The sequence below is a fragment of the Anaeromyxobacter sp. Red801 genome (assembly GCF_049201065.2).
Taxonomy (GTDB): Bacteria; Myxococcota; Myxococcia; order Myxococcales; family Anaeromyxobacteraceae; genus Anaeromyxobacter.
Genome location: NZ_CM181236.1, coordinates 852,642 through 878,267, shown reverse-complemented (window position 1 = coordinate 878,267; position 25,626 = coordinate 852,642). Strand labels below are relative to the sequence as shown.

Annotated in this window: 27 protein-coding genes; 10 read left to right on the top strand and 17 right to left on the bottom strand. The window is 74.3% G+C overall.

The features are described from left to right. Nucleotides 1-192 precede the first annotated feature (192 nt). Nucleotides 193-1,275: a phage major capsid protein gene (locus tag ACOQFB_RS04030; protein ID WP_421608702.1), complete on the bottom strand. Its 1,083-nt coding sequence runs from the start codon at nt 1,273-1,275 to the stop codon at nt 193-195. Between the two features lie 204 nt (nt 1,276-1,479). Between ACOQFB_RS04030 and ACOQFB_RS04025 the strand changes: the two genes are divergently transcribed. Next, complete coding sequence (locus ACOQFB_RS04025; protein ID WP_421608701.1) at nt 1,480-1,740, top strand: hypothetical protein; 261 nt, start codon at nt 1,480-1,482, stop codon at nt 1,738-1,740. A 50-nt stretch (nt 1,741-1,790) separates the two neighbouring features. Here the strand turns inward: ACOQFB_RS04025 and ACOQFB_RS04020 are convergent, their stop codons facing one another. From ACOQFB_RS04020 to ACOQFB_RS04005, 4 genes are all read right to left on the bottom strand, one after another. Then, the gene (locus ACOQFB_RS04020; RefSeq protein ID WP_421608700.1) at nt 1,791-2,177 is read right to left on the bottom strand and encodes a hypothetical protein; all 387 of its coding nucleotides are present in this window, start codon (nt 2,175-2,177) and stop codon (nt 1,791-1,793) included. A 253-nt stretch (nt 2,178-2,430) separates the two neighbouring features. Continuing rightward, nucleotides 2,431-2,928 carry a hypothetical protein gene (locus tag ACOQFB_RS04015; protein WP_421608699.1) on the bottom strand — a complete coding sequence of 166 codons (498 nt, stop codon included), beginning with the start codon at nt 2,926-2,928 and terminating at the stop codon, nt 2,431-2,433. Continuing rightward, nucleotides 2,928-4,088 carry a hypothetical protein gene (locus ACOQFB_RS04010; protein ID WP_421608698.1) on the bottom strand — a complete coding sequence of 387 codons (1,161 nt, stop codon included), beginning with the start codon at nt 4,086-4,088 and terminating at the stop codon, nt 2,928-2,930. Before ACOQFB_RS04010 ends, ACOQFB_RS04015 begins: the two co-directional genes overlap by 1 nt. Beyond that, a complete protein-coding gene (locus ACOQFB_RS04005) occupies nt 4,088-4,447 on the bottom strand; it encodes a hypothetical protein (protein WP_421608697.1) in 360 nt (119 codons plus the stop codon). The genes ACOQFB_RS04010 and ACOQFB_RS04005 overlap by 1 nt, the downstream gene beginning before the upstream one ends. 25 nt (nt 4,448-4,472) lie before the next feature. Here ACOQFB_RS04005 and ACOQFB_RS04000 point away from each other — a divergent pair, with 25 nt between their 5' ends. Then, complete coding sequence (locus ACOQFB_RS04000; RefSeq protein WP_494492463.1) at nt 4,473-6,035, top strand: putative Ig domain-containing protein; 1,563 nt, start codon at nt 4,473-4,475, stop codon at nt 6,033-6,035. A gap of 9 nt (nt 6,036-6,044) precedes the next feature. Here ACOQFB_RS04000 and ACOQFB_RS03995 read toward each other — a convergent pair whose 3' ends face one another. From ACOQFB_RS03995 to ACOQFB_RS03970, 6 genes are all read right to left on the bottom strand, one after another. After that, nucleotides 6,045-6,278, bottom strand: a complete 234-nt coding sequence (locus ACOQFB_RS03995; RefSeq protein WP_421608695.1) for a hypothetical protein — start codon at nt 6,276-6,278, stop codon at nt 6,045-6,047. Between the two features lie 14 nt (nt 6,279-6,292). After that, a complete protein-coding gene (locus ACOQFB_RS03990; RefSeq protein ID WP_421608694.1) occupies nt 6,293-7,747 on the bottom strand; it encodes an NAD(P)/FAD-dependent oxidoreductase in 1,455 nt (484 codons plus the stop codon). A gap of 102 nt (nt 7,748-7,849) precedes the next feature. Further along, the gene (locus ACOQFB_RS03985; protein ID WP_059438055.1) at nt 7,850-8,218 is read right to left on the bottom strand and encodes a GFA family protein; all 369 of its coding nucleotides are present in this window, start codon (nt 8,216-8,218) and stop codon (nt 7,850-7,852) included. Between the two features lie 133 nt (nt 8,219-8,351). Further along, complete coding sequence (locus tag ACOQFB_RS03980) at nt 8,352-8,723, bottom strand: CBS domain-containing protein (RefSeq protein ID WP_494492462.1); 372 nt, start codon at nt 8,721-8,723, stop codon at nt 8,352-8,354. Nucleotides 8,724-9,250: 527 nt separating this feature from the next. Further along, nucleotides 9,251-9,457, bottom strand: coding sequence for a hypothetical protein (locus tag ACOQFB_RS03975; RefSeq protein WP_494492461.1), 207 nt, complete (start codon nt 9,455-9,457; stop codon nt 9,251-9,253). Nucleotides 9,458-9,580: 123 nt separating this feature from the next. After that, the gene (locus ACOQFB_RS03970; protein WP_494492460.1) at nt 9,581-9,745 is read right to left on the bottom strand and encodes a hypothetical protein; all 165 of its coding nucleotides are present in this window, start codon (nt 9,743-9,745) and stop codon (nt 9,581-9,583) included. A 119-nt stretch (nt 9,746-9,864) separates the two neighbouring features. Here ACOQFB_RS03970 and ACOQFB_RS03965 point away from each other — a divergent pair, with 119 nt between their 5' ends. Beyond that, nucleotides 9,865-11,556 carry a multicopper oxidase domain-containing protein gene (locus ACOQFB_RS03965; protein ID WP_494492459.1) on the top strand — a complete coding sequence of 564 codons (1,692 nt, stop codon included), beginning with the start codon at nt 9,865-9,867 and terminating at the stop codon, nt 11,554-11,556. 54 nt (nt 11,557-11,610) lie between these two features. Here ACOQFB_RS03965 and ACOQFB_RS03960 read toward each other — a convergent pair whose 3' ends face one another. Next, a complete protein-coding gene (locus tag ACOQFB_RS03960; protein ID WP_059438052.1) occupies nt 11,611-12,186 on the bottom strand; it encodes a nuclear transport factor 2 family protein in 576 nt (191 codons plus the stop codon). A 212-nt stretch (nt 12,187-12,398) separates the two neighbouring features. On the opposite strand from ACOQFB_RS03960, the gene ACOQFB_RS03955 reads away from it, so the two are divergent. Further along, nucleotides 12,399-13,784, top strand: coding sequence for a pyridoxal-phosphate dependent enzyme (locus ACOQFB_RS03955; RefSeq protein ID WP_421608692.1), 1,386 nt, complete (start codon nt 12,399-12,401; stop codon nt 13,782-13,784). A gap of 63 nt (nt 13,785-13,847) precedes the next feature. After that, complete coding sequence (locus tag ACOQFB_RS03950) at nt 13,848-14,594, top strand: tetratricopeptide repeat protein (RefSeq protein WP_059438050.1); 747 nt, start codon at nt 13,848-13,850, stop codon at nt 14,592-14,594. Here ACOQFB_RS03950 and ACOQFB_RS03945 read toward each other — a convergent pair. Continuing rightward, a complete protein-coding gene (locus ACOQFB_RS03945; protein WP_059438049.1) occupies nt 14,530-16,128 on the bottom strand; it encodes a phytoene desaturase family protein in 1,599 nt (532 codons plus the stop codon). The two genes, ACOQFB_RS03950 and ACOQFB_RS03945, sit on opposite strands and share 65 nt — an antisense overlap. A 228-nt stretch (nt 16,129-16,356) precedes the next feature. Continuing rightward, nucleotides 16,357-16,560, bottom strand: coding sequence for a hypothetical protein (locus tag ACOQFB_RS03940; protein WP_059438048.1), 204 nt, complete (start codon nt 16,558-16,560; stop codon nt 16,357-16,359). 348 nt (nt 16,561-16,908) lie between these two features. Between ACOQFB_RS03940 and ACOQFB_RS03935 the strand changes: the two genes are divergently transcribed. The 3 genes from ACOQFB_RS03935 to ACOQFB_RS03925 all read left to right on the top strand — a co-directional run bounded on the left by ACOQFB_RS03935 (nt 16,909) and on the right by ACOQFB_RS03925 (nt 21,057). After that, a complete protein-coding gene (locus tag ACOQFB_RS03935; protein WP_059438047.1) occupies nt 16,909-18,342 on the top strand; it encodes a hypothetical protein in 1,434 nt (477 codons plus the stop codon). A gap of 135 nt (nt 18,343-18,477) precedes the next feature. Further along, nucleotides 18,478-19,059 carry a LemA family protein gene (locus ACOQFB_RS03930; protein WP_059438046.1) on the top strand — a complete coding sequence of 194 codons (582 nt, stop codon included), beginning with the start codon at nt 18,478-18,480 and terminating at the stop codon, nt 19,057-19,059. A 3-nt stretch (nt 19,060-19,062) separates the two neighbouring features. Next, the gene (locus ACOQFB_RS03925; protein ID WP_421608691.1) at nt 19,063-21,057 is read left to right on the top strand and encodes a M48 family metallopeptidase; all 1,995 of its coding nucleotides are present in this window, start codon (nt 19,063-19,065) and stop codon (nt 21,055-21,057) included. Here ACOQFB_RS03925 and ACOQFB_RS03920 read toward each other — a convergent pair. Next, nucleotides 21,050-21,511, bottom strand: a complete 462-nt coding sequence (locus ACOQFB_RS03920) for a DUF2203 domain-containing protein (RefSeq protein ID WP_237758187.1) — start codon at nt 21,509-21,511, stop codon at nt 21,050-21,052. The two genes, ACOQFB_RS03925 and ACOQFB_RS03920, sit on opposite strands and share 8 nt — an antisense overlap. Before the next feature lie 55 nt (nt 21,512-21,566). Between ACOQFB_RS03920 and ffh the strand changes: the two genes are divergently transcribed. Then, the gene (ffh, locus tag ACOQFB_RS03915; protein ID WP_059439368.1) at nt 21,567-23,219 is read left to right on the top strand and encodes a signal recognition particle protein; all 1,653 of its coding nucleotides are present in this window, start codon (nt 21,567-21,569) and stop codon (nt 23,217-23,219) included. A gap of 12 nt (nt 23,220-23,231) precedes the next feature. Then, nucleotides 23,232-24,131, top strand: a complete 900-nt coding sequence (gene amrB, locus ACOQFB_RS03910; RefSeq protein WP_059439369.1) for an AmmeMemoRadiSam system protein B — start codon at nt 23,232-23,234, stop codon at nt 24,129-24,131. A 3-nt stretch (nt 24,132-24,134) separates the two neighbouring features. Here amrB and ACOQFB_RS03905 read toward each other — a convergent pair whose 3' ends face one another. Further along, the gene (locus ACOQFB_RS03905) at nt 24,135-24,332 is read right to left on the bottom strand and encodes a hypothetical protein (protein ID WP_059439370.1); all 198 of its coding nucleotides are present in this window, start codon (nt 24,330-24,332) and stop codon (nt 24,135-24,137) included. Then, nucleotides 24,329-25,450: a TIGR04552 family protein gene (locus ACOQFB_RS03900; RefSeq protein ID WP_059439371.1), complete on the bottom strand. Its 1,122-nt coding sequence runs from the start codon at nt 25,448-25,450 to the stop codon at nt 24,329-24,331. Before ACOQFB_RS03900 ends, ACOQFB_RS03905 begins: the two co-directional genes overlap by 4 nt. Nucleotides 25,451-25,626: the final 176 nt, after the last annotated feature.

Sequence of the window (25,626 nt, the reverse complement as noted above, 5' to 3'; positions counted from 1 at the left end):
CGTCTCGACGCACCGCCCCGCCCGCGGAGGGTTGAACTGCAGCTCGCCCGAGGTCGCGCTCCGCCAGAGCGGCGCGGTCTCTCACGGAGTCGAAGGCCGGAAAGTCGGCAGCGAACAAGGTGACGCTGCCTCGCGACGTCTGACGCGCCGCGCCCTTTATGACGACCCTGCGACCCCGGACGAGCCCAGCCGCTACGCGGCCAGCGTGTGGACCACGATCGCGTTCGAGTCCTCCACGCCGCCGCCGAACCGCTTCGTCGTGTAGAACAGCACCCAGCCCTTCTTCGTGTACGGGTCGCGCAGCACGCGCGTGCCCTGCCGCAGGTCCGCGATCGTGTACCCGCGCCGCCAGTCGCCGAACGCGATCGAGTGCGAGCCGGTCGCCGGCGCGGGCAGCTCCGGCCACTCGTAGGCGGGGTAGCCGAGCAGCATGCCGGGCTCGCCCGCCTGCTTCGGCGCCTCGAAGAGCCAGCGGCCCTGCGAGTCCTTGAGCTGCCGGACCTGCATGAGCGCCTGGGTGTTCAGCATCCACGCAGCGCGCCGGCGGTAGGCCGGCTTCAGCGCGAACACCACGTCGAGCAGCTTGTCGGCCACGACGGCGCCGTTCGACCCGCTCTTTACCTGACGAAGCTGCCCGAAGGACGGGTTCGCCACGATGTCGTACGACAGCAGCCCGCGGGCCGACTTCACGCCGGTGCCGGCCGCGAACATCGAGCTCTCCTTCGCGCCGAACGCGAGGCCCAGCTCCTCGGTGAGCCAGCCGGCCACGTCGTGCGACGAGTCGTCGAGCAGCTTCTGCGTGATCGGCGGCTCCGCGTAGATCTCGCAAAAGGACGGCTTCACCAGCTCGAGCGACGGCGTGCCGGTCTCGGTCCGCTCCTCGCGCTCGCCGACCTCGCGCGCCTCGGCGGTCCCGGTCGACATCAGCTTCTCGTAGCCCTCGCCGTCCACGGTGATCACGCGGGCGACCTGGCGGAGCGGGCATGCGTCGCGCTCGCTCACGCCGATCACGTTGTCGAGGTACGTCGGCACCATCCAGCCGCCCTTCGGGTCGGAGTCGGTGCTCAGGCTCTTCTCCTCGGCGCGGCCAGTGCGGAGGAAGCCCACGAACGCCTTGGTCTCCTCGTCGGTGCGCGGCTCACCGGCGCCGCCGGCACCGAGCTGCACGCGGCCGAACTTCGCCTCGATCTCGTCCATGCGGTTCGTCTGGTGCTTCTTGAACTCTCTGAACGCGTCGTTCATCTCGGTCAGCGCGGCCTTAATCTCTTCGCTCATCGTTGCCTCTCCTGTCGTGTGTGTCGGTTCGTTAGCCCCATCACCCGTTGGTCAGTTCCGATCCCGGTCGCATCACGCTCCGGAGGGCCTGCGATCCCGCCATCTCGGCAGGGGTCCCGCGGCCGCCCGGCGGTCTGCATCGCGCAGCACGCCGGGGAGCCGCGTCCGCAAGGACCGTAGCGCCCCGGGGCGGTACGTGGGGACGTGCCTTCGGACCCGGCTCCCGATGCGCTGTTTCGCTGCGAGGCGCTGCACTGCATGCTCCGGCAGCGCGTGTGCGTGCGTCGCCAGGTGCTCGCCGAGCTCGACATCCTCGGCGGATCGCCAACCACTCGCCGGTCCGCGAGCGTGCGCCACGGCGGTGTGAGCGACGTCGAGGCGCTCCGCGGGTGGGCAGCCGAGCGACGGATGCTCGCGGTCCTCGGTGAGCCGCCGACGATCGACATGCCCCCGATGCGACGATGAGCGCCTCGGGCCGCGATCTCTCGGCGAGCCGCCGAGGCCCATGCTTAGAGTCATTTCGCCCTCGCGGCGAGCTCGCACACCTGCGACTTGCCGAGCTGGAGCAGATCGGCCGCGTCGCGCACGCTCAGCCGACCGCGCCCGAGGAGCAGGCGCAGCGCCGCAACGGTCGCGGCTTGCTCCGCCGCGCCGGCAAGGCTCGCCTTCGCGCGCGCCTCCCGGACGCGGTCGAGCGCGCGCTGCAGGGCGGGCGGTAGGCGCACGTCCTCCACGAGCACGGCGCCACCCAAGCCATCAAGCGCGAGCATCATCCGGACGTGCTTGCGCGTCTGCGACAGCGAGCGTCCGGTGGCCTCAAGCCTCGGAGCCCCCTCGACCTTCGCCTCCCACCACGCTTCAGTCCGCCTGTAACGTACGGTGTACCTGCCGGGCCGCTTCATCGCGCCTCTTCCTGTCCGCGGCGGCGGACGACCCTCTCCCTCGAAATCCGACAGATCTTCCTGCGCTCGGGGAGGCCGGTCCGGCGGGCTGAGGGCTGTGAGGATGGCGATCCCCCTGCCGCGGCCGCCGTCGCGCCGCATACACGCACGGTCCATCCGATTTTTATGGAGTGCGTTTGCCCGACCGCGACTGCGGAGTCGGTCGCGCCGGGAGGGCGGCGGGAGGACGTGACGGCCCCCGGGGTCGTGCACATCACCGCGGCTCCCGCCCGGGCGCCGCCCGCCTGTAGAACCATCGCGAGCGCCCGCCGGCGTCACGCGCCTCGCCCTCGACGTCGAGCGGCGGGCCGCCGTCCTGTCCGCGGCGGAGCTCGAAGAGGCGGGCGCCGAAGCGGAGGCCGCCGGCCTCGACCAGCTCGAGCGCCGAGTGCCATGCGCCATCGGCGAGGAGAGCGCGCAGCCGCGCGCACGCGCCATCGCGGGCAACCAGGTCGCCCAACTCGACCTGCAGTCGCGAGCGCGGCGGCTGCCGGACCTCGAGGCTGCGCTCCTCGGCCAGCTCCTGCCAGTGCTGCGGCGGCCCCTCCTCGCGCACGGGCACGGCCGCTGCGGGGCGATCGGCCCTGCCGCCGTGCTCCGGAGCGGCCTCGGGTCCGATCGCCTCTCCTGCGGGCAGCGCGGCAGCGGCAGCGCGGCAGCGAGAGATTGCCAGCGCCAGCTTCTCCTCCCACGTGAGCTCCCCGCCCGCCATCACGGTGCCCCGGCCGCAGTGGTGGCCCGCTCGAACGCCGGCAGCTGGAACTTCGCCTGGAAGCGCACGCGCGCCTCGTGCAGTAGTCGCCGCCGCTGATCGGCGTACGCTGAGTAGGCCACCTGCGCGCGAACGTCTGACCACTGCTCGATCGCCCGAGGGCGGTCGTTCTCGGGAAGAGAGTCGAGCCAAGCGCGGTCCAGGACGGGGAGGCCGTCCATGTCCAGTTCGTCGTCGAAGAGCGCGGACGCGGGGGCAGGCACCCCAACCCCGACCTGCGGGCCGTGGCGCCGCTGCGACCACGGGGCCTCGGCCAGGTCGCTCGCCGTCCCGACCCCGCCCATGCGCCGGCGCTCATCACCGCCCGACGGCCCTCCTCGCGAGCCGCCGTGATCCTGGGCTCGGGTCAACCAGCGCACGAGAAACGCTGGCATCCCGCGGTGCGTCTTCCGCCTCGTCCCGTTCGCCTCGAGCCAGGCGTTCGCCTTCCGGACCTCGCCCAGGACATCGACCGCGGGGAACGCCTCCCGCCAGGTCGTGACCTGCGCCTCGCTGACCTCGAACACCTGCGGTCCTGCCCCGACGCATGGCAGCCTCACGAGCACCGGCGAGGGCGGCGCCGTCAGCGCGTCAGCGCTCGGCGCAAGCTTCAGCGTCTCCGGTGGAGCAGGTGGATCAGGTGGAGCTACAGGTAGAATGGGGCCGCTCGGCGGGGCCGAATCCTGGGCCGAAGCTTGGGCCGTTACTTGGGCCGAATCGATGCCGGCCGGCCACAGAATGTCCCGGAACTTCAGGAACCTGACCACCGTTGGGCTTGGGCCGTTTCTTGGGCCGTTCTCCGGGCCGTTCCTTGGGCCGCCCACCTGGGCCGCACGTCGTGACGCGATCCCGTCGCGTTCCAGCCGCTCAAGCACGCGCCGCACGAGGGCGCGCCGGCCGGCGGCAGACACGTCGCGATCGAGCGTGAGCCCGCCCCAGAGCTTCTCGGAGCGCTCGTCCATGAGCGCCTCGCCGGCGTCCAGATCGAAGCCGTCCACCACGCCGCGCGTCCACCGGCAGGCCCGCAGCAGGCGCCGCGCGATCTTCCCGTAGTCGCCCGGGAGCGAGTCCAGGTACTCGTCCAGCGGGAACGGCATGAAGATCGCCGGAGGGCGCTCCATCACGCCACCTCGGCGAGCAGGCGCGCCGCCTGGGCGGCGCCGCGCGCGATGAGGGCCTCGAGCTCGTCGACGGTCGCCCCGCCGACGGCCGCGCGCCGCGCGCAGATCGCGGCCGCCCGGGTGAACAGGTCGACGGGGATCGGCGGAAGTTGCAGCCCTGGTGCAGCCCGGAGCGTCGCGTCGGATGCATCGGAGCCGTCCCGGTACAGCGGAGGCCCGGAACCGCCGTCAGTGAATCCGGCGGGATGCGCGCCCGTGAACGCGTCTCGACCGTATACAGTGCGGGTCTGGGGCGGTTCGAGTCCGGGCGGCCCTACACCCTCCTGCACGCGACGTGCTCGCCGTTCCTCGCTTTTCACGGCGCAGGCGCCCTACACACTCTCCGTGTGGTACACCTTCCGTACTGGAAGTTCGCTCGGGAGGTCACCGGTGGCGCGCAAAGGGCAGACGTCGGTTCGGATCGTTCCTCACGCCCTCGCGCTGATGGTGCTGTGCGCGTGCGGTGGAGACTCCTCGAGCGGCGCGGGCGGCGGACCCGTCACTCCCCCTGCGACGCCGGCACCGGCGGGCCTGGCCTATTCGGAGAACCCCGCCGTCTACGTGGTGGCGAACGCCATCGTGCCCAACGTGCCGAGCAGCAGCGGCGGGCCTGTCACCTCGTACGCCGTCTGGCCGCCGCTGCCGGCGGGTCTGAAGCTCGACCGCAGCTCCGGGGTGATCTCGGGCACCCCCAACGACGTCACCGCCGTGGGCAGCTACCACGTGACGGCGGTGAACGGCGGCGGCCTGGCCACCGCGTCCATCCGCATCACCATCAAGGCCGAGGGAACGGACGCTGCGCCGCCGAAGCTCGTCGAGCTGTCGATGGCCCCCGCGACCATCGACACCGGCACCCAGGACCAGATCGTCCGCGTGACCGCTCGCCTCACGGACGACCTGGCTGGCGTGTCGGAGCGCCGGGTCGTGTTCCGCAGTCCCACCGGCAAGACCGTTTACGTGGGTTCGACGCGGATCTCAGGCGATGCGCTCGACGGGACCTACACGTTCGTCGTCGGGGTTCCTCGCTACGCCGGGCCGGGCACCTGGCACCTCGAGCGCGTCGAGCTGGCCGACAGCATCGGCAACGCGGCGACGTTCCCGGAGGAGGAGCTCATCGCCCGCGGATACGCGACCACGTTCGTCAACGTGGGCAGCGAGAGCGACACCGTCGCCCCCCGCTTGCTCGGGCTCTTGATCGCCCCGTCGGAGATCGACGCCAGCGCCCAGGCCCAGGTCGTCACGGTGGCGGCTCGCTTCACCGACGACGCGTCCGGCGTGATCTCGTGGGAAGGCAGCGTCACGTTCGTCAGCACTTCCGGAAGGCACCTGTTCGGCTTTCCGACGCTGGACTCTGGCGACGGCCTCGACGGAATCTACACGTTCAGGGTCGAGGTGCCGCGGTACTCCGAGCCCGGGACCTGGCACCTTGACCGGATCCGGATGCTCGATCGCGCGGGAAACGAGGCGACCTTCGGCGAGCAGCAGGTCGTCGCGCTCGGGATTCCGACGACGTTCGTGAACGTCGGCACGCCGGGCGACACCTCCGCGCCGCGCCTGCTCGCGCTGTCGATCGCCCCCGCGAGGATCGACACACGCGCCGGGGTCCAGGTCGTCACGCTCACGGCTCGCCTCACCGATGACCTGTCCGGCGTCGATCCGCTGGGCGCCGTCGTCGTCTTCGACGGTCCTTCTGGAACGACGTCCCTGGGCGCGGACCCGAGCCTGGTATGGGGCGACGGCCGCGACGGGATCTACACGTTCACCCTGAAGGTGCCCCAGTACGCCGAGTTCGGAACCCGGCAGCTGCGGGAGCTCACACTCAGGGACGAGGCCCGCAACTGGACGGTCATCCCCGGGGCGGAGCTCGCCGCCCTCGGGTTCCCGACGACGTTCGTGAACGGGCCCTGACCCGGCGCCTCACCGCGAGGCGGTCGCGGTCGTCGCACCGCTGCGCGCGCCGCCGTCCTCGCCGCCCGCCTCGAGCAGCGGGCGCAGCGGCGCGCGACCGTGGTGCCCGATCCCGATCATCCGGACCATCCGCAGGTTGATCCAGACGAAGCGCACGAGCTGCCAGGGCAGGAACGTGCGGAAGAACAGCGTCGCGCGCGAGGGCGTGGGGACGAAGAAGCCGCGATCGGTGGGCCGGTACATGGGGTCGCCTCCGCTCACTCGGGGATGAGCCACCAGCCGGGCCGCGCCCGGGCCTTGTAGAGGAACATCGTGTGCAGCAGCTGCTTGATCCAGTGGCCGGCCGAGCCGATCTCGCCGAAGGTGAAGCGCAGGTCGCGGCCGAACTCGGGGTACTTCTCGAAGTCCGGCACCACCGGGAACATGGTCATGGACGCCGCGGTGCCGCCGAGCCAGCTCGCGCCGGCCGAGGCCACGCACGACGCGCCCACCTCGGCGAGCGAGGCGGTGCGGGTCGGCCGGTCGAGGCCCAGCTCGACCATCCCGTAGATCGACTCCGCCACCATCCGCGCCATGACCGCCGACGGCATGCCGGTGCGCGGCGGCGAGGGCGCGATGGGCGTCCCGCGCGCGCTCTTGCGCGGCATGGAGATCGGGTGCGGCGGCGCGAACGCGATGCCGATGGCGAAGAGGTTCGGGTACGCGGGGCTCTGGTAGGTGCGCGGCCAGTCCGCCGCCCGCCACTGGTCGTACGGCTTCTGCGCGTAGTCCGCGTCCACCTTCATGAAGCCGCTCGGCGCGAAGAGGCGGTCGGTGACGTCCTCGCCGCCGCGCCCGCGCGCCTTGATGGGCTGGCCGGCGAACTTCGGCAGCAGCATGGCGAAGTCGAACGGCAGCGCGTGCTCCTCGCCGTCGAGCGTCTCGTAGTGCACCACGCCCGGCTCGACGCGCTGCACGTGCGCCCCGAGGATCCACTCGATGCCGCGCTCCGCGTAGAGCGACTCCGCGAACGTCTTGCTGTGCACGCGGTAGCCGCCCCGCCGCAGGTGCACCCCGCCCACGCCGAAGTCGCCCAGCTCGGCCTCGTTGGTCAGGTAGACCAGCCGCGCCCGGTCGCGCACGCCCGCCTGGCGCAGCGCGAAGTCCACGCTGAACGTGTACTCGAACGCCGCGCCCTCGCAGGTGCACAGCCCGTGGCCCATGCCGACCACCAGCGTCTGCCGCGCGCCCTGCTTCATGCGCGCGATGCTGGCGGCGAGCGCCTCCGCGGCGTGCGCCGCGTGATCGTGGGTGCACACCGAGGTGCTGTTCCCGTCGGGGCCGAGGCCGGGCGTCGCCGCGAAGTCGAGCCGCGGCCCGGTCGCGTTCACCAGGTAGTCGTACGGGATCCGCGCCCGCTCCCCGGCGCCGGGCCCGGTCCGCTCCACCACCACGTGCGGCGACGGCTCGTCCGGCCCGCCCTCCGGCCACAGCTCGACGGCGCGCGCCTGCTCGAAGCGGATGCCCTTGCGCGCGTAGACGGGCGCGAGCTCGAACACCACCTGCTCCGGCCGCATCTTCCCGACGCCGACCCAGATGTTGGAGGGGATCCAGTTGTAGGTCGGCTTCGGGGAGACGACCGTCACCTCGTGCCCGCGGGCGAGGTGCTTTCGGAGCAGCAGGGCGGCGGTGTGGCCGGCGATGCCGGCCCCGAGGACCACGACGCGTGCCACGGCAGCCTCCGATCCGGCCGCAGGGGCGGCCGCGAGCGATGGCTGTCCGAGCCGCTGCCGGTGCACGCAGGTTCGCGCGCACCGGCGGCCTCGAAGGGTCGCTCAGTCGATCGGGATGCTCCGGCCGTCGTGCGCGTGCACCGGCACCGCGGCCGGGTCCACGCCCTCGAGGCAGCGGACGTTCACCGCGACCATGGGCGTGCCGTCGGGCATGGCGCCGCGCGAGAACGAGCGGACGCCGCAGTGACGGCAGAACAGGTGGTGGATGCGCCGCTTGCCGAACTGGTAGTCGGTCACGGCGTCCTCGCCGCGCTCGAGCCGGAAGCTCGCGGCCGGCGCGAACGCGAGGAGCGTGCCCGACTTCGAGCAGATGGAGCAGTTGCAGGAGACGGCGCCGTCGAGCTTCAGGTCCACCTGGTAGCGGACGGCACCGCAGTGGCAGCCGCCGGTGTAGGTCTGGGTTTCTGGCATGCGCGACCTGATACCAGCGCGCCGGCCGGGCAGCGTGCGCCGAATCGGGGCGTGCGCGCGCGCCGCGTCCGTGCGCCGCGCGGCGCGGCGGCCGCCGTGGACGGCTCCGCCGCGCCGCGGGCCTCCGCTCCACTCAGTGGATCGACGGCTGGTCGCTCTTCACCGCCTGGACCGTGTCGCCGATGGACCGCTCGCTCTCCACCTCGGCGATGTCGGCCAGGCTGATCACGCCGCGAAGCCTGCCGTCGTCGTCGCACACCATCACGCGCGAGAGCTGGCGCTGCCGCATCAGCTGCTCCGCGTCCCTCAGGTCGTCGCCCATCCGGCAGGCCACCACCTCGCGCGTCATGCAGCTCGACACCTGCTCGTCGCCCGATCGCCCCTCCGCCAGCACGCGGATGGCGAGGTCGCGATCGGTGATCGCGCCCACCGGCTCGCCTGCGTCGTTGCAGACCGGCACGAACCCGATCTCCTCGTCCCGCATCAGCGCCGCGCAGTCCCGCACCGAGTCGCTCTCCCGGCACCCCGTCGCATGACTCATCGCCTGTTCGACTCGCATCGTCGGCCTCCTCCCCGTGGATGAGGGTGCGGACGGTGGCGCGGGCCGCAATGGCCGGGCGCGCGGCCGCCCGGTGCCAAGTCCCCAGCCCCATCAGGAGCCTCGCCGACACGCACAGTGAACCAGGCCCCGTGGATCCGAGCGCTTGTACGTGCATCCGCCCCGCGAGCGGCCGACCTCCCAACGGACCACCCCGCTGCGGCATCTGGTCTCCCTCCGGGTCTGTGAGCAGGTGTGCGGAAGTGGCTCGGCCGGTCACGGTCCGGGCGCGCGAGCGGGCGGTCGGCGGGGGCTGGTCGCAAGGGGGAAGCATCCGATCTCGCACTCCGACGTCTCGCCTCGAAGGCGAGCGGGACGGTCGGGCCATGTCCGAAGGGGGAAACCATGGTCCGCATCCGCATCGCCCTGGCGCTGTCGGCCGCACTGTCCGCCGTCGCGCCACCGTCCGCCGCCGCCCAGCCGCTTCCCACCACCTACCTCACGCCGCAGACGCGGCTCCCGCCGAAGGCGATCCCGTCGTTCACGGACCGGCTGCCGGTGCTCTCCGCGAGCAGCGAGCCGCTGTGGTCGGCGTACCCGCGCATCGCGACCGTCGTGGACGACGGCGCGACGCCGCTCGCCGTGCACATGTGCGAGTTCCAGTCGAACGTGCTCCCCACCGGCACCTTCGCGGCCGGCAAGCGTCCCGCGACGTGGACGTGGGGCTACAAGCTCGGCGGCTGTCCCGCCGCCGGCGCGCTCCCGCAGGACACGTACCTCGGCCCGGTGATCGTGGCGACGCGGAACCACCCGACCACGGTGCGCTACGTGAACGCGCTCCCCGCCTCGCCGGATCCGATCGCCTCGAACCCGCTGGGCACGCACGTGCTCGCGTACTCGGACAGCGTGGACCAGACGCTCCACTGGGCGGACGCGAACATGCAGATGTGCATGTCCACCATGCCGCCTGCGCTCCGCGACGTCTGCACCTATCCCTACCGCGACGCGAACGGCGCGATGGGCATCCCCGCCGCCCCGCACCTGCACGGCGGCGGCGATCCCCGCCGAGCTCGACGGCAGCCCGGACTCCTGGTTCACCAGCACCGGGATGATGACGGGGCCGACCTGGTACGCGAGCCCGCTGTTCGACCCGGCGCCGAACGAGACCGTCTACCGCTACCCCAACACGCAGGAGGCCGGCCCGCTCTGGTTCCACGACCACACGCTCGGCGCCACGCGCCTCAACGTGTACGCCGGCCTGGCGGGCGCGTACGTGCTCGTCGATCCCGCACAGCCGCTCCCCGCCGGCCTCGAGGACCCGACCGACATCGTCCCGCTCGTCCTGCAGGACCGCATGTTCGACACGAAGGGCGAGCTGTTCTTCACGGCCGGCACCAAGGGCGGCGTGCTCTGGGCGCTCAACCCCGAGCACCCGTACTGGAACCCGGAGTTCGTGGGCGACACGCTGCTCGTGAACGGGACGGTCTGGCCGTACCTGGAGGTCGAGCCGAAGCGCTACCGCTTCCTCTTCGTGAACGGCTCGAACGCCCGCACCTACGAGCTGTTCCTGACGAACCCGAAGACGAAGGTCAACGGGCCGGCGATGTGGGTCATCGGCACCGACGGCGGCTACGTGGACGTGGCGCAGAAGCTCGACCCGAACGCCCTGAAGCCCGCGCCGCAGCGCCTCGTGATCATGCCCGGCGAGCGCTACGAGGTCGTGATCGACTTCGGCGCCCAGCCGGTGGGCACGGCGCTCGTGCTCAAGAACGTCGCCAAGACGCCGTACCCCGGCGGCGCCACGCCGGCGGGCGGCCTGGGCCAGCTGATGCAATTCAGGGTCGCCTGCCCGCCCGCGCCCGCGCAGTGCGGGACCGGCGGGATCGCGTGGGACCCCGCCGCCAGCCCCACCATCCGCAGCGGCGCGGGCGCGGTGAAGCCGCTCGTGGCGTTCGGCACCGGCACGCTCGGCGCCGGCGTGATCGCGCAGAAGACCCGCCTGCTCACGCTGAACGAGGTCATGGGGATGCCGGTGAACGCGGTGAACCCGATCGACGGCGTGACGACCGCCTACCCGGGCGGCCCGCTCGAGATCCTCGTCAACAACTCGAAGTGGAGCGGCGCCTCGGCGCGCAACGATCCGGCGTCGGGCGCGGCGTACCGCGGTGACTTCACGCAGACGCTGCCCGGCGGCCTCCACTACTCCGAGCTGCCGGCCGAGGGCGAGACGGAGCTCTGGGAGATCGCGAACCTCACCGCCGACTCGCACCCGATCCACCTGCACCTGGTGCAGTTCCAGCTCATGAACCGGCAGGCGCTCGACGTGCCCAAGTACTCCGCGGCGTACGCGGCGGCGTTCCCGCAGGTGAACGATCCCGCCACCGGCCAGCCGCTCATGCTCGGCATGAACGTGTGCACCGCCGGCGCCTACTGCCCCGGCTACGGGCCGCCGCTCGACTACGACACGGGCACGCCCGGCAAGCTGGGCGGGAACCCGGACGTCGCGCGCTTCCTGAAGAGCGCGCCCGTCCCGGCGTCCGCGCAGGAGCGCGGCTGGAAGGACACGGTGCAGGTGCCGCCCGGCACCGTGACGCGCTTCGTGGTCCGCTGGGCGCCCACCAGCGCCGACGTCGGCACGACCGCCGCGTTCCCGTTCGACCCGGGCGGCCAGGGCGGCGCGTTCAACTACGTGTGGCACTGCCACATCATCGACCACGAGGACAACGAGATGATGCGGCCGGACGCCGTCCTGCCCATCCCCGGCGCCGTCCGGAGCTACGTGAGGGGCACCGACTTCTGAGCGCGCGCCGCCCGGGGCCGGCCCGCTCCGCCGGAGCCGGCCCCGCGGCCGCGGTCACCTCCCGCCGGCGGGCGGCTCCTTGCCGGCGGCGCCCCCGCCCGCGGCCGAGTCCATGCCCGGCATGTCGCCCCAGCCGCTCTCCATCATCGCGGCGAAGCGCCAGCTCCCGTCCACGCGCACCAGCATCGCGGCGCTGCGGCCGGCCATCTTCTTCTTCCCCATCGTCATCGACCAGGTGTCGCCCACCAGCGCGAGCGAGTCGCTCACCAGGAAGATGGTCGGGTTGTGCGCCATCTTCGCGTCGGACATCGGCTTCGCGTACATCGGCTTCATCACCTCGAGCCACTGCTCGCGGGTCCACGCCTCGGCGCTCCCCTGCCCCTTCGCGTCGTCGGTCGCCATGAGCACCGGGAAGTGGACGAGCGTCGCCGCGGCCTCGACGTCGCCGTTCACCGCGGCGGCGTCCATGGCCTTCATGACCGCGAGGATCTCCTTCTTGTCGGCCGCCTCGCGCGCGACCTTGTGCGGCTTCCACGCGGACATGGGATCCGCGGCGGGTGGGGCCTTCTCCTGGGCGGCGGCGCCGGCGGCGGTGAGTGCGAGGGTCAGCAGGAGCGCGATCCGGGTCATGGTTCCTCCTCGATGGTCCATCGCCGCGCTCGGCGCGCGGCGACCCGGAAGCATCCGCCTCCCGCGTCGCGCCGCCTCGCGCCCGGGCGGGGCGGCCTCGCGAAGGTCGCCGTCCCGGCGACGTACCGGCCGCTCCGAGGCCGGCGCGGCGTGCGCTCCCCGTCGGGCCCCCGCCTTGACAGGGGATCCCCCGCGACACCATGTGCCGCTGCATGCCACTCGCCGCCCCGCCTCCCGCCGCCGGCACGCTCGAGCTCATCGGCGCGACGCCCATGGTCCGCGTGCGCCACCTCGACACCGGCCCCTGCGAGCTGTTCCTGAAGCTGGAGAGCGCGAACCCGGGCGGCTCCATCAAGGACCGCATCGGCCTGTCGATGATCGCGGCGGCCGAGCGCGACGGGAGCCTCGGCGGCGACCGCCGGCACCTGGTGGAGGCCACCGCGGGCAACACCGGGCTCGGCCTCGCGCTGGTGGCCGCGCAGCGCGGCTACCGGCTGACGCTCGTCATCCCCGACAAGATGAGCCGCGAGAAGATCCTGCACCTCAAGGCGCTCGGCGCCGAGGTGGTGATGACGCGCTCCGACGTGGGCAAGGGCCACCCGGAGTACTACCAGGACCTCGCCGAGCGGATCGCGCGCGAGGAGGGCGCGTTCTACGTCAACCAGTTCGCGAACCCGGCGAACCCGGCGGCGCACGAGACCGGCACCGGCCCGGAGATCGTCGCGCAGCTGGGCGGCCGCCTCGACGCGATGGTGTGCGGGGTCGGCTCGGGCGGCACGCTCACCGGCCTCTCGCGCCACCTGGCGGCGGCCGTGCCCGGCTGCGAGCTGGTGCTGGCGGATCCGGAGGGCTCGGTGCTCGCCGGCTACGTCGAGACCGGCACCATCGGCCGGGCGGGGAGCTGGCTGGTGGAGGGCATCGGCGAGGACTTCCTGCCGCCGGTGGCCGACCTCTCGCGCGTCCGCCGGGCGTACCGGATCCCGGATCGCGAGAGCCTGGAGACGGCGCGGGAGCTGCTCCGCGCCGAGGGCATCCTGGCCGGCTCGTCCACCGGCACGCTGCTCGCGGCAGCGCTGCGCCACTGCCGCGCCGCGGACCGGCCGCTCCGCGTCTGCACGCTCGTGTGCGACTCGGGCAACAAGTACCTGTCGAAGATGTTCGACGACCTCTGGATGCTCGAGCAGGGGCTGTCGGACCGGCCCACCGTGGGCGACCTCACCGATCTCGTCACCCGCCGCTTCGCCGACCGCGCGGTGGTGACCACCGGCCCCGGCGACCCGCTGCTCGTCGCGCTCAACCGCATGAAGGCGAACGACGTCTCGCAGCTGCCGGTGGTCGAGGGCGGGCGGGTGGTGGGCATCGTGGACGAGTCCGACCTGCTGCTCGCCGCGGTGGACGACGCGTCCCGCCTCTCGCTCCCGGTCCGCGACGTCATGGCCACCCGGCTCGAGACGGTGACGCCCGCGACCCCGCTCAAGGTCCTGCTGCCCATGTTCGCGGCGGGCCTCGTGCCCATCGTGATGGACGGCGACCGCTTCGTCGGCCTGGTCACGCGCATGGACGTGCTCGGCGCGCTGCGCCGGCGGCTCGCCCGCTGAGCCTCGCCGCCGTCCGGCCGGCGCGGATTCGCGGGCCGCCCGGCCCCGTGGCACCATGGCGCGATGGACCCGCGCGCCGAGCTGCTGGCACGCCGCGCCGCGCTGCGCACCCGCGTGCGCGCCGGCGACGCCCGCGCCGCGCTCTCGCTGGCCCGCTCGCTGGAGCGCGATCCGCCGCGCGACCACGCCGCGGCCCGGCGGGCCTACGAGGCCGCGGCGAAGGCGGGGCTCGCGGACGCGATGGCCGCGCTGGGCGAGCTGCTCCGCGACGGCCGCGGCGGCCCGCGGGACCTCGAGGGCGCGGTGCGCTGGTTCTCCGAGGCGGCGCGGCGCGGCAAGCCCGAGGCCATCGCCGACCTGGCCGGCGCGCTGCTGCACGGCGAGGGCGCGCCGCGGGATCGCGCCGCCGCCATCCGGCTCTTCCGCCGCGCGGCGTCGGCCGGGGTGGTCCGGGCCATGGTGGACCTCGCGCAGTGCCTGCGGCAGGGCGCCTCCGGCGTGCCGCGCGACGACGCGGCCGCGCTGCGCTGGCTCCGGCGCGCCGCCACGCACGGCCACGCCGGCGCGGCGCTCCTGGTGGGCCAGGCCTACTGGTTCGGGCGGATGGGCGCGCCGCGGGATCGCGCGCGGGCCGCGCCGTTCCTGCTCGCCGCCGCGCGCAAGGGCGAGCCGAAGGCCACCGAGCTGGCCGCGGAGGCCCGGACGGTGCTCGGCGGCGCGGCGCCGCGGAGGGCGCCCGCGCGCGTCACCGCCCCCGCCGCGCGTCCCGCAGGATCTCGCGCGCCGCGTTCCGGCCGCACGCGCCCATGACGCCGCCGCCGGGGTGCGTGGCGGCGCCGCACAGGTACAGGCCCGGCACCGGCGTGCGGTAGCCGCCGCCGCCGGGGAACGGCCGCAGGAAGAGCAGCTGCGCCGGCGTCATCGCGCCCTGGAAGATGTTCCCGCCGGTGAGGCCGAAGCGCCGCTCCAGGTCGAGCGGCGAGAGCACCTCGCGGTGCAGCACCGAGGCGGCGAAGCCGGGCGCGTAGCGGTCGAGCAGCGCCACGCAGCGATCCGCGAACGGCTCCTTGAGCTCGTCCCAGGTACCCGCGGCCAGCCGGTAGGGTGCGTACTGCACGAACATCGACATGAGGTGGCGCCCCGGCGGCGCGACGCCGGGATCCACCGCCGACGGGATCGTGCACTCCAGCACCGGCTCCTCCGAGGGCCGGCCCGCCGCCGCGTCGGCGAACGCGCGCTCGATGTGGTCGAGCGTCGGGGAGACGTGGATCGTGCCGCGGTGGTGCGGGCCGGGCGCCGCGCCGGCGTGCGGCGCCGCCGGGAAGCGCGGGAGCTCGGAGAGCGCCAGGTTGATCTTGAGCGAGGCGCTCGCGTAGTCGATGGCGCCGACCGCCTCGGCCACCTCCGGCGCGAGGTGCTGCGCGCCCACCATCCCGAGCAGCGTCCGGCGCGCGTCCACCGACGAGGCCACGCGCCGGGCCGCGATCTCGGTCCCGTCCGCCAGCACCACCCCGTCCGCCCGGCCTCCGCGCACCCGCACCCGCGCCACCCGGGCGCCGGTGCGGACCTCCGCCCCCGCCGCGCGCGCCGCGCCGGCCAGCGCCGCCGCGAGCGCGCCCATCCCGCCGCGCACGTAGCCCCAGACGCCGCGCGCGCCGTTCACCTCGCCCATGACGTGGTGGAACAGCACGTAGGCGGTGCCGGGCGTGGAGGGCGACGCCATCGCGCCGATGATCGCGTCGGTGGCGAGCGTGGCGCGGAGCGGCTCCGACTCGAACCAGCGCTCGAGGATGGGGCGCGCGGCGCCGAGCAGCAGCTCCAGCGCGCGCGGGCCGTCCTTCCCGAGCCGCAGCAGCCGCCAGCCGGTGCGCGCCAGCCGCCACAGGTCGCCGGGCCGGCCGGAGAACGGATCCGGGGGCGGCTCGAGCAGCGACGGCTCGATGGCGCGGGCGAGCCGGTCGAGCAGCGCCTCGTAGCGCGGGAAGCGCTCGGCGTCGCGCGGGGAGAACTTCGCGATCTCGCGCTGGTTCATCGCCGGGTCGGGACCGAGCAGCAGCGAGCGGCCGTCGGGGAGCGGCGTGAAGGAGGAGGGATCGCGCGGGAGCACCGCGTAGCCGTGGCGGGCGAGGTCGAGCTCGCGGACGATCTCGGGGCGGAACAGGCTCACCACGTACGCGGCGGTGGAGACCCGGAAGCCGGGCCAGGGCTCGTCGCCGCCGCTCGCGCCGCCCAGGCGGTCGAGCGCCTCCAGCACCAGCGTCCGCTGGCCGGCGCGCGCCGCGTACGCGGCGGCGACCAGGCCGTTGTGCCCGCCGCCCACCACCACGAGGTCGAACGGCTCCATCCCGCGGTGGTAGGCGTCCGGGCCGCCGGGCGCAAGCGCAGCGGACGCCGCGCCCCGGCGGAGCGGGACGACGGCGCCCGGTCCCGGCGACCTCCGCCCGCCCCTCGACAGGCTCGGGGCGAGCGGAGACCGGGTCCGCTCGCGGTGAGCCGAACCGCGAGGTCGTGCGCGCGGTCGCGCGGGATCCGCTCGCGGTGAGCCCGTCGAACCGCGAGCGGACTCCGGGGCTCAGTTCGCGGCCTTGACCGGCTTCTCGGACGGCGCCTGCGCGGTCTTCGGCTGCGCCTTCTTCTCGGCCTTGGCGACGGCGGTGGTCTTCGCCTTCGCCTCGGTGGCGGTGGCCGTGGTGGTCTTCTTCTCGCCGCACGGGAACGCCGGCGACGCGAGGCCGACCAGCGCGAGCGCCGCGGCGGCGCGGAACAGCAGCTTCATGGGGAACTCCTTCCGCTCCTCGCCGCCCCGGGGATCGGGGCGACCCGGGGCCCATGTCCGCCGCGCCTCACCGCCGCAACCGCGGCGGCGGTGAACGTCCGCTTGCGCCCCCACGGCGCGCCGCGGCAGGGGGCGGGCGTGCGCCGGCCGGGCGCCACCCACCGCGGGGCCGCCGCACGCCGCCGGCGACGCGCGTCACCGAGGTGCTCTGCACACCCACCTCTCACCCTGACGACGCACGCCGTCGCCGGATTCGCAGGTGGCCTGCGCCGGCGGGCGGAGGTCTACTGCGCGGCGTGTCCCGCGTTCCGGCGACACGCCCTCCCCCTCCACGAAGGAGCATCCTCGATGAAGCGCCTCCTCCTCCTCGCCGCGATCGCCACGGCCACCGGCTGTGGCGGCGGCTCGGACAAGAAGGACCCGAACTGCAACCAGGCGGATCCCGCGGCCTGCGCCGACGGGCTCGTCTGCGAGGTGGTCCAGGGCGTCGGGACGCGCTGCGCGTCGCCGGTGGTGATCACCGGCGTGGTGTACGACCTCTCGCTCGGCCTGGACGCCGGGCCGATCGAGGGCGCGCGCGTGGTCCCGCTCGACGTGAACGGCGCGCCGGTCGGCTCCGCCGCCACCACCGACGCGACCGGCGCCTACTCGGTGCAGGTGCCGGCGGAGCGCGACGCGAACCTCGCGCCGGTCTCCGGGCACGTGACGCTGCGCGCCGACGCCGACGGGTTCGCCACGTTCCCGTCCGGCATCCGCTCGGCGGTGCCGGTCGATCTCTCCGCGGCGACGGAGGTGACCGCGGGCACCACGGAGTGGGTGGTGGCGTCCTCGCTCACCGACGTCGGCCTCGAGCCGACCACCGGCGCGGGCACCGGCCGCATCCACGGCAACGCCGCGCAGGCCACCGCCGGCGCGCTGGTCGTGGCCGAGCGCGCCGACGGCACGGTCCGCACCGGCGTCGCGGACGCCTCCGGCGACTACGTCATCTTCAACGTGCCCGCCGGCGACTGGGCGGTGCAGGGCTACACGCAGGGCGTGAACTACCAGCCGGCGCCGGTGGCGGGGCTCACCGACCTCGAGGACCGGCTGGTGAACCTGGTGGTGAAGAACCGCGCCGCCGCCACGGTCACCGGCAGCATCCAGCCGACCGGGCAGAACCAGCCGCCCGCGCTCGACACCACCGTGGTGCTGGTGGTCCGCGCCACCTACGACGTCGAGCTCGATCGCGGCGAGTCGCCCCCGGGGCTGGTGGCCCGGCTGACGAACGCCACCGGGACCACCTTCCACGTCACCGGCGTGCCGGACGGCGAGTACACCGTGCTCGCGGCGTTCGGGACCGACGGCTACATCCGCGACGTCTCCGGCATCGGCGGCACCGCGCCGGTCGAGGTGCGGGTCGAGAACGGCGTCATGACCAGCGCGCCGGGCGCGTTCAAGATCACCGGGGCGGTCAGCTTCGCCGTGGACGGGATCAGCCCGTCCACCGGCACGGTCGGCGAGACGCTGGTCACCGACTCCGCCACCCCGACCTTCGACTGGCTGGACTACCCGTCGGCCGTCGGCGGCTACGACGTGGTGGTGTTCGACTCGCTCGGCACGCCGGTGTGGGCCCCGGCCCGCCTCGCCGCCGCGGTCACGTCCGCGACCTACGCCGGCGTGACGCTCGAGCCGGGCCGCACCTACCAGGTGCGCGTGACCGCGTACGACAACGCCGGCATGGCCGTGTCGCGCACCGAGGACCTCCTCGGCGTCTTCACCTACCTCCCGCCTGCGGCCCCGTAGCCCGGCGGCCGCCGCGCGCGCGGCACCGGGCTTCCCGGTCCCGGTGCCGCCGCGCGCGTCCTACCCCCTCCCACCATCCGGCTGTGGCATCCTCCCGTTCGCGCGCGGTGCGTCCGCTGCGCCAGGAGGGAACCCATGTCCGTGGTGCTCGTGCTGCTCGGGCTCGTGGTGCTGGCGGTGCTCGCCGCCGTCGGCATCTACAACGGGCTCGTCACCCGGCGGAACGCGTACAAGAACGCGTTCAGCCAGATCGACGTCCAGCTCAAGCGGCGGTACGACCTCATCCCGAACCTGGTCGAGACGGCCAAGGGCTACCTGAAGCACGAGCGCGAGACGCTCGAGGCGGTGGTCGCGGCCCGCAACGGCGCCGCCGCCGCCGCGCGCGCCGCCGCGGCGAACCCGGGCGACCCGGCGGCCATGGCCGCGCTGTCCGGCGCGGAGGGCGCCCTCGCCGGCGTGCTGACCCGCTTCCTGGCCGTGGCCGAGGCCTACCCGGACCTGAAGGCGAACCAGAACATGCTGGCGCTGCAGGAGGAGCTGACCTCCACCGAGAACCGGATCGCGTTCGCGCGCCAGGCCTACAACGACGCGGTGATGGCCTACAACAACGCCCGCGAGACGTTCCCCGGCGTGCTGCTCGCCGGCGGCTTCCCGCCCGCGACCGCGTTCGAGCTGCAGGTCGCCGCCGAGCGCGAGCCGGTGCGGGTGCAGTTCTAGCCGATGGCCGCCCAGGCCCCGCCCGCCGGGCGGGCCACGCTGGACTTCTTCGCCGCCCAGCGGAACGCCCGCCGGCGCACCACGGTCCTGGTGATCGCGTTCGCGGTGGCGCTCGCCGCCGTGATCGCGGTGGTCTACCTCGCGCTCGCGGTGGCGCTCGGGCTCGGCGCCGGCACCGGGGGATGGGCGGTGGACGCGTCCGGCGCGGTGTACGGCCCGCCGCTCCTCCAGCCGGGCCTGCTCGCGCTCACCGCGCTCGGCGTCGGCGCCATCACCGGGGTGGGCGGCGCCTGGCACGCGGTGCGGCTCTCCTCGGGCGGCGGCGCCGCGGTGGCGGAGCTGCTGGGCGGCACGCCGGTGGACCGCGCCACGCAGGATCCCGCCGAGCGGCGCCTGGTCAACGTGACCGAGGAGATGGCCCTCGCGGCCGGCATGCCGGTGCCGCGGCTCTACGTGCTCCGCGGCGAGGGCGGCATCAACGCGTTCGCGGCCGGCTACACGCCCGGTCACAGCGTGGTGGCGGTGACGCGGGGCGCGCTGGAGCGGCTCACCCGCGACGAGCTGCAGGGCGTCGTGGCGCACGAGCTGTCGCACGTGCTGAACGCCGACACGCGCATCGACCTGCGGCTGATGGCGGCGGTGGGCGGGCTCGGGTTCCTGACGCTGCTCGGGCGGCTGCTCCTCGACGTCGGCTCCGGGCCCCGGCGCTCGCGCGACCGCAACCGCGGCGCCATCGCGCTGGTCGGCCTCGGGCTGCTCCTCGCGGGCGCCATGGGCAGCCTGTGCGGGCGGCTGGTCCGCTTCGCGGTGGCCCGGCAGCGCGAGTGGCTGGCGGACGCGTCGGCCGTGCAGTTCACGCGCAACCCGGACGGCCTGGCCGGCGCGCTCCGCAAGATCGCCGCGGAGGGCTCGGCGGTGTCCGGGCCGCACGTCGCGGAGGCCGCGCACCTGTTCTTCGCGCGCGCCTCGGGCGGCCTCCTCGCCGGCCTGTTCTCGACCCATCCGCCCATCGAGGAGCGGATCCGCCGGATCGCGCCGCACCTCGCCGGCGCGCCGCTTCCCCGCGCGCCCGCCGCGGCCGCGGGCGGCCCCCCGGCCGCCCCGGCGCAGGCGCCGGACCGCGCCGGCGTGGCGGGGCTCGCCGGCGGGACGGCTGTGTCCGCAGCCTCCCCGCCCCCCTCCGCGCTCCGCGCCGACCACCTCCCCCGCGCGGCCGGGCTGCTCTCCGGGCTGCCGGCGGCGCTCGCGGCGGCGGCGCGCGAGCCGTTCGGCGCCCGCGCCATCGCCTGCGCGCTGCTGGTGGACGCGGCGGGCCCGGCGCGCGCGGCGCAGCTCGCGTACCTGGAGCGGAACGACCGGGCGCTCCGCGCCGAGGTGGAGCGGCTCCTGCCGCCGCTGGCCGGGCTCGATCGCGCCGCCCGCAACGCGCTCCTCGCGCTCGCGCTCCCGGCGCTCGACGCGCTCTCGCCGCGGCAGGGCACCGCGCTCGGCGCCGACCTGCGCGCCCTCGCCGCCGCGGACCGCGCCGTGTCGCCCTACGAGCTGGCCGTGCTCCGCGCCGTCCTCCGGCGGCTCTCCCGCGGCGCCGGCCCCCCGCCGCGGGCGCTCCTGCGCACCGTGGACGAGGCCGGGCCGGAGTGCCTGGAGCTGCTCTCCTGCCTGGCCTGGACCGGCGGGCGCGACGCGGCCGCGGCGCAGGCTGCGCTCGACGCGGGCGCGCGGGCGCTGGGCGCGCGCGGCCCGTGGCGACTCCTCCCCCGCGAGCAGCTCGGGCTCGGGCGGCTGGAGACCGCGCTCGACCGGCTCGACGCGGCGTCACCTACCGTGAAGGCCGCGACGCTGGAGGCGTGCTCGGCCGTGGTCCGGGCCGACGGCCGCGTCACCGCGGACGAGGCCGAGCTGGTGCGGGCGGTCGCTGCCTCGCTCGGCCTACCCTTTCCGCCCGGGCTGGAGGCGGCGGCGGCCCCCGGCGCCGGCGCGGTCGTACCCCTCAGTTGAGGAAGGCCGGGGGCCGGACCGTCACGCCCTCGATCGGCTGGCGGGAGGCGAACCCCTCGTCCACCGGGTGCCAGTGCGACACCGCCGGCTCTCCGTACTGCCAGCACAGGAACACCGGCTCGCCGTCCTGGAGCGAGTAGAAGTCCACCAGGCCCGCCTCGAGGTCCTTCACCAGGCACCCGAGGCCGTTGATGCGCTCGACCGCCGCGGCGAGCTGGTCCGCCAGCGCGCGCAGCCGCCGCGCGCCGGCCTCGTGCCCGGCGGGGCCCGGCTCGCCCCGCTGCAGGATGGCCATCGCGACCTCGGCGCCGCCCAGCGCCTCCACGCACGCGACCATGTCGGCGCGCACCTGGGCGACCCGCCCGAACTCGATCTCGAGGTCGGACACGAGGTCGTTCGCCTCCTCGACGGTGAAGTACCGGGGGCCCTCGTCCATGGGCGGAAACCTCGTCATCTCCGTGTTATAAGCGCGGCGCGTGGCCCAGCCAGGGCCGAAAGGATCACGCCGAGTGCTCGAGACCGTATCCAAGGGCTTCAAGGCTGCCCGCAACAAGCTGAAGGGGCGCACCGAGATCACCCCGGAGGTCGTGGACGACGCGCTCCGCGACATCCGCGTCTCCCTGCTCGAGGCCGACGTCTCGTTCGACGTGGTGAAGCGCTTCGTCGCCCGGGTCCGCGAGAAGGCCATCGGCGAGGTGGTCGAGACGAAGATCAAGACGGAGAAGGGGCAGCTCCGCGTCACGCCCCAGGACCACTTCGTCAAGATCTGCCACGACGAGCTCGAGGCGCTGATGGGCCCGGTGGACACCTCGCTCCGCCAGGGCGAGCGCGGCCGCCCGACCGGCATCATGATGGTCGGCCTGCAGGGCTCCGGCAAGACCACCACCGCCGGCAAGATCGCGAACCGCCTCCTCAAGGACGGCAAGAAGGTCATGCTGGTGGCGGCGGACGTGTACCGCCCCGCCGCCGTGGACCAGCTCAAGGTGCTGGGCGAGCGGCTCGGCGTGCCGGTGTTCCACGAGCCGGGCGTGTCGCCGCCGGACATGTGCCGCCACGCCTTCGAGGCGGCGCAGCGCGAGCACCGCAACGCGGTCATCTACGACACCGCCGGCCGGCTCGCCATCGACGACGAGCTGATGACCGAGCTCGAGAACATCAAGGCGAACGTCGCGCCCGAGAACATCCTGCTGGTCGCCGACGCCATGATCGGCCAGGACGCGGTGAAGACCGCGAGCGAGTTCGACCGGCGCCTCGCCATCGACGGCTTCATCCTCACCAAGCTCGACGGCGACGCCCGCGGCGGCGCGGCGCTCTCCATCAAGGAGGTCACCGGCAAGCCCATCAAGTTCCTCGGCATGGGCGAGGCGCTGGACCGGCTGGAGGAGTTCCGGCCCGAGGGGCTCGCCTCCCGCATCCTGGGCTTCGGCGACATCGTCGGCCTGGTGAAGGACTTCGAGCAGCACGTCGACGAGGAGACCGCCGAGGCCGAGGCGCAGAAGATCCTCTCCGGCGACTTCACGCTCGAGGACTTCGTCAACCAGATCCGGATGGTCCGGAAGATGGGCCCGCTCGGCGAGCTCATGGAGAAGTTCCCGATGTTCGGGGAGCTCCCGGAGAACTTCCAGTTCGACGACTCCGCCCTCACCCGCATCGTGGCGATGGTGGACTCGATGACCCAGGCCGAGCGGCTCCGCCCGGACTCGATCACCGAGCCGCGGCTGAAGCGGATCGCGAAGGGCTCCGGCCGGACCGAGAAGGACGTCCGCGACCTGCTCAAGCAGTACAACGCGATGCGCGGCGTGATGAAGCAGGTGGGGTCGGCGCCCGGCCTGCTGGCGCGGCTGCCCGGCGTGAAGCAGCTCATGCAGCTGCGGAAGATGCAGGGCAAGGGCATGGAAGACGTGCTCGGCGCCGACGCCGACGCGGTCGAGCGCGCCATGCAGGGCGGCCTGGTGGACCCGCGCATGGCGGCGCAGATGGCCGGGCTGCCCAAGGGCTACACGCCGCCCATGTCGGCCGGCGCCATGGCGCGCGCGCGGATGATGGGCTACGCGCCCGAGCCGATCGCGATCGAGTCCGCCAAGGAGCGCGAGGCGCGCAAGAAGAAGCGCAAGGCCGAGCGCCAGGCGCGCAAGAAGGCCCGGAAGAAGGGCCGCCGCTGAACGGAGCGCGGGGTGGACGGGCCAGGCCAGCGCGCGCTCTCGACGTACCGCGCGGCGCCGTTCCGGCCGCCCGCCTGCGCCGGCGCGGTCTACCCCGACGCCCCCGGCGCGCTGCGCCGCGCGCTCGACCGCTGGCTGGCGCTCCCCGCCGGCGCCCCGGCCGCGCCGCCCGCGCCAGGCCGGGTGCTCGTGGCGCCGCACATCGACTACGCGCGCGGCGCCGCGGGCTACGCGCACGCGTACCGGACCCTCGAGGCGAGCCGGGCCGACCTGTTCGTGATCTTCGGCACCGCCCACGCCACCCCGCCGCGCCGGTTCACGCTCACCCGCCTCGACTACGGCACGCCGCTCGGGCCGGTCCGCACCGACCGCGCGCTGGTGGACGCGCTCTGCGCCGCGCTCGGCGAGGACGCGCTGCTCGGCGACGAGCTCTGCCACCGCGACGAGCACTCGGTCGAGCTGCAGGCGGTCATCCTGGCCCACCGGCTGCGCCGGCCCTTCACCGTGCTGCCGGTGCTCTGCTCCTCCATCGGCCACCTGGCCGACCCGGCCGCCGCGACCGCCCCGTTCCTCGGCGCGCTCGCCCGCGCGGTGGCGGGGCGGAGCGTGTGCTGGGTGGCGGCCGCCGACCTCGCCCACGTCGGGCCCATGTACGGGGACGCCCGGCCGCCCGCGCCGGCCGAGCTGGCCGCGCTCGCGGCCGCGGACCGGCGGACGCTCCGCTACGTCGAGGCCGGGGACGCGGCGGGGTTCCACCGCGACGCGGTCCGCGACGGCGCGCGCCGGCGGCTCTGCGGGATCGCCCCGATCTACGCCGCGCTCCGCGCGGCCGGCGCCGGCGCGCGGCTGCTCCACTACCAGCAGTGGACCGACGGCGTGGACTCGGTGTCCTTCGCCGCGGCCGCGGGCTGACCCCTAGATCTCGCCGCCCCCGTGCGCGTCCTCCTCGCCCGCCGCCTCGCCGTACTCGATGGCGCAGCGGGGGCAGAAGGCGTTCGGCGCGGGCGCGCCGGGCACGGCGATGGTGTCCCCCTCGGCGCCGCACACCTGGCACACGCCGGCGATCACGACCTCGCCGCGGTCCTGCGGGCTGTTCTTGGTCGGCTCCCTCATGACCCACCTCGCCGTCTGCGCTTCGGCACCACCAGGCCGCGCGAGAGGCGCCGGAGCACGCGCTTGAGCTGCCGGCGCTTGTACCGCTCGTGCGACGAGTCACCCGCCTCGTTCGCCTCCGCGGTCGCGCGATCCACCACCTGGAACTCCACCAGCGAGAACACGATCCGCCCCAGCTCGTCGGCCATCGGGTCGAGCGGCGGCAGGAGGTCGTCGATGCGGACCGGCAGGTCCACCACGAAGTTCAGCACGCGGTAGCCGCGGCCGCTGAACTCGTTGCGCGGCTCGGAGGGATCGCGCCGCTCCAGGTCGGGCGGGAGCTGCAGCTGGCCGGAGAGCTCGGCGCCCCGCGGGTGCCGCTTCAGGAGGTCCACGAAGCGGACCAGGCTGTTCTGCGTCTGGCCCGGGACCGTGTAGTTGAACGGGAACAGCGTCCGCGTGAGGTGCCACACCACCGGCGCGATCTGCTCCGGGGTCTCGGTGACGACGCGGTACCGCACCCGGTCGAAGATCTGCGCCGCCACCGACTCCTTCTTGGCGATGAGCTTCGTCACCAGCGAGCCGCGCGCCTTCACGCTGCCGGCGAACTCGAGGATGGGCAGCCCGCCCGCCTGCATGCGGGCCCCCTCGGCCATGATGCGGCGGTCCACCCGCTCCGAGAGATCGCTCTCGCGGATGGGCGTGCGGAACAGCAGCTCGCGCGCCTCCAGGTGGTGGATCACGTGCATCACCTTGAGCACGACGCAGGCGATGCGCCGGTACTTCCGCGGCTCGGCGGCGCCGGAGGCGAGCAGGAACAGGTCCCGCACGTCGTCCGGCATGGCCACCGGGTCGGCGACGCGGTAGCCGAACGCGTGGCGCAGGTACTCGACCGCCTGGCCCAGGATGGCGCGCAGGCGGCGCTCGTCCCGCGGGTCCTCCAGGTCGAACAGGTTCAGGCCGAGGAACGCGTCGACCTCGGCGGCGGTGGTGAAGTCCAGGCGGCGCCAGTCCACCACCGAGCCGCCGCGCAGCACCAGCCGGAGCGCCTCCAGCTCGGCCAGCCCCATCTCCTCGAGCGGGCGGTAGAGAGCGCCCGGGACGGAAGGCTGCTTCGGCTGCTTCAGCTCGAAGGGCATCTCACCTCGGAGGTCGCGGGGCGCGAGCGGCGAGGCTGAAGATGTCAGCGCGGGGTGACGGGGTCAAGGCGCCGATGGCCGCACGCGCGAGCGGCCGCCTGGCGCCACGGGGAGCGCCCCGCCCCGCCGGCCCCGAGCCCGTCCGAGGGCCGGCGGATCCGGCCCCCGCCCTGCGT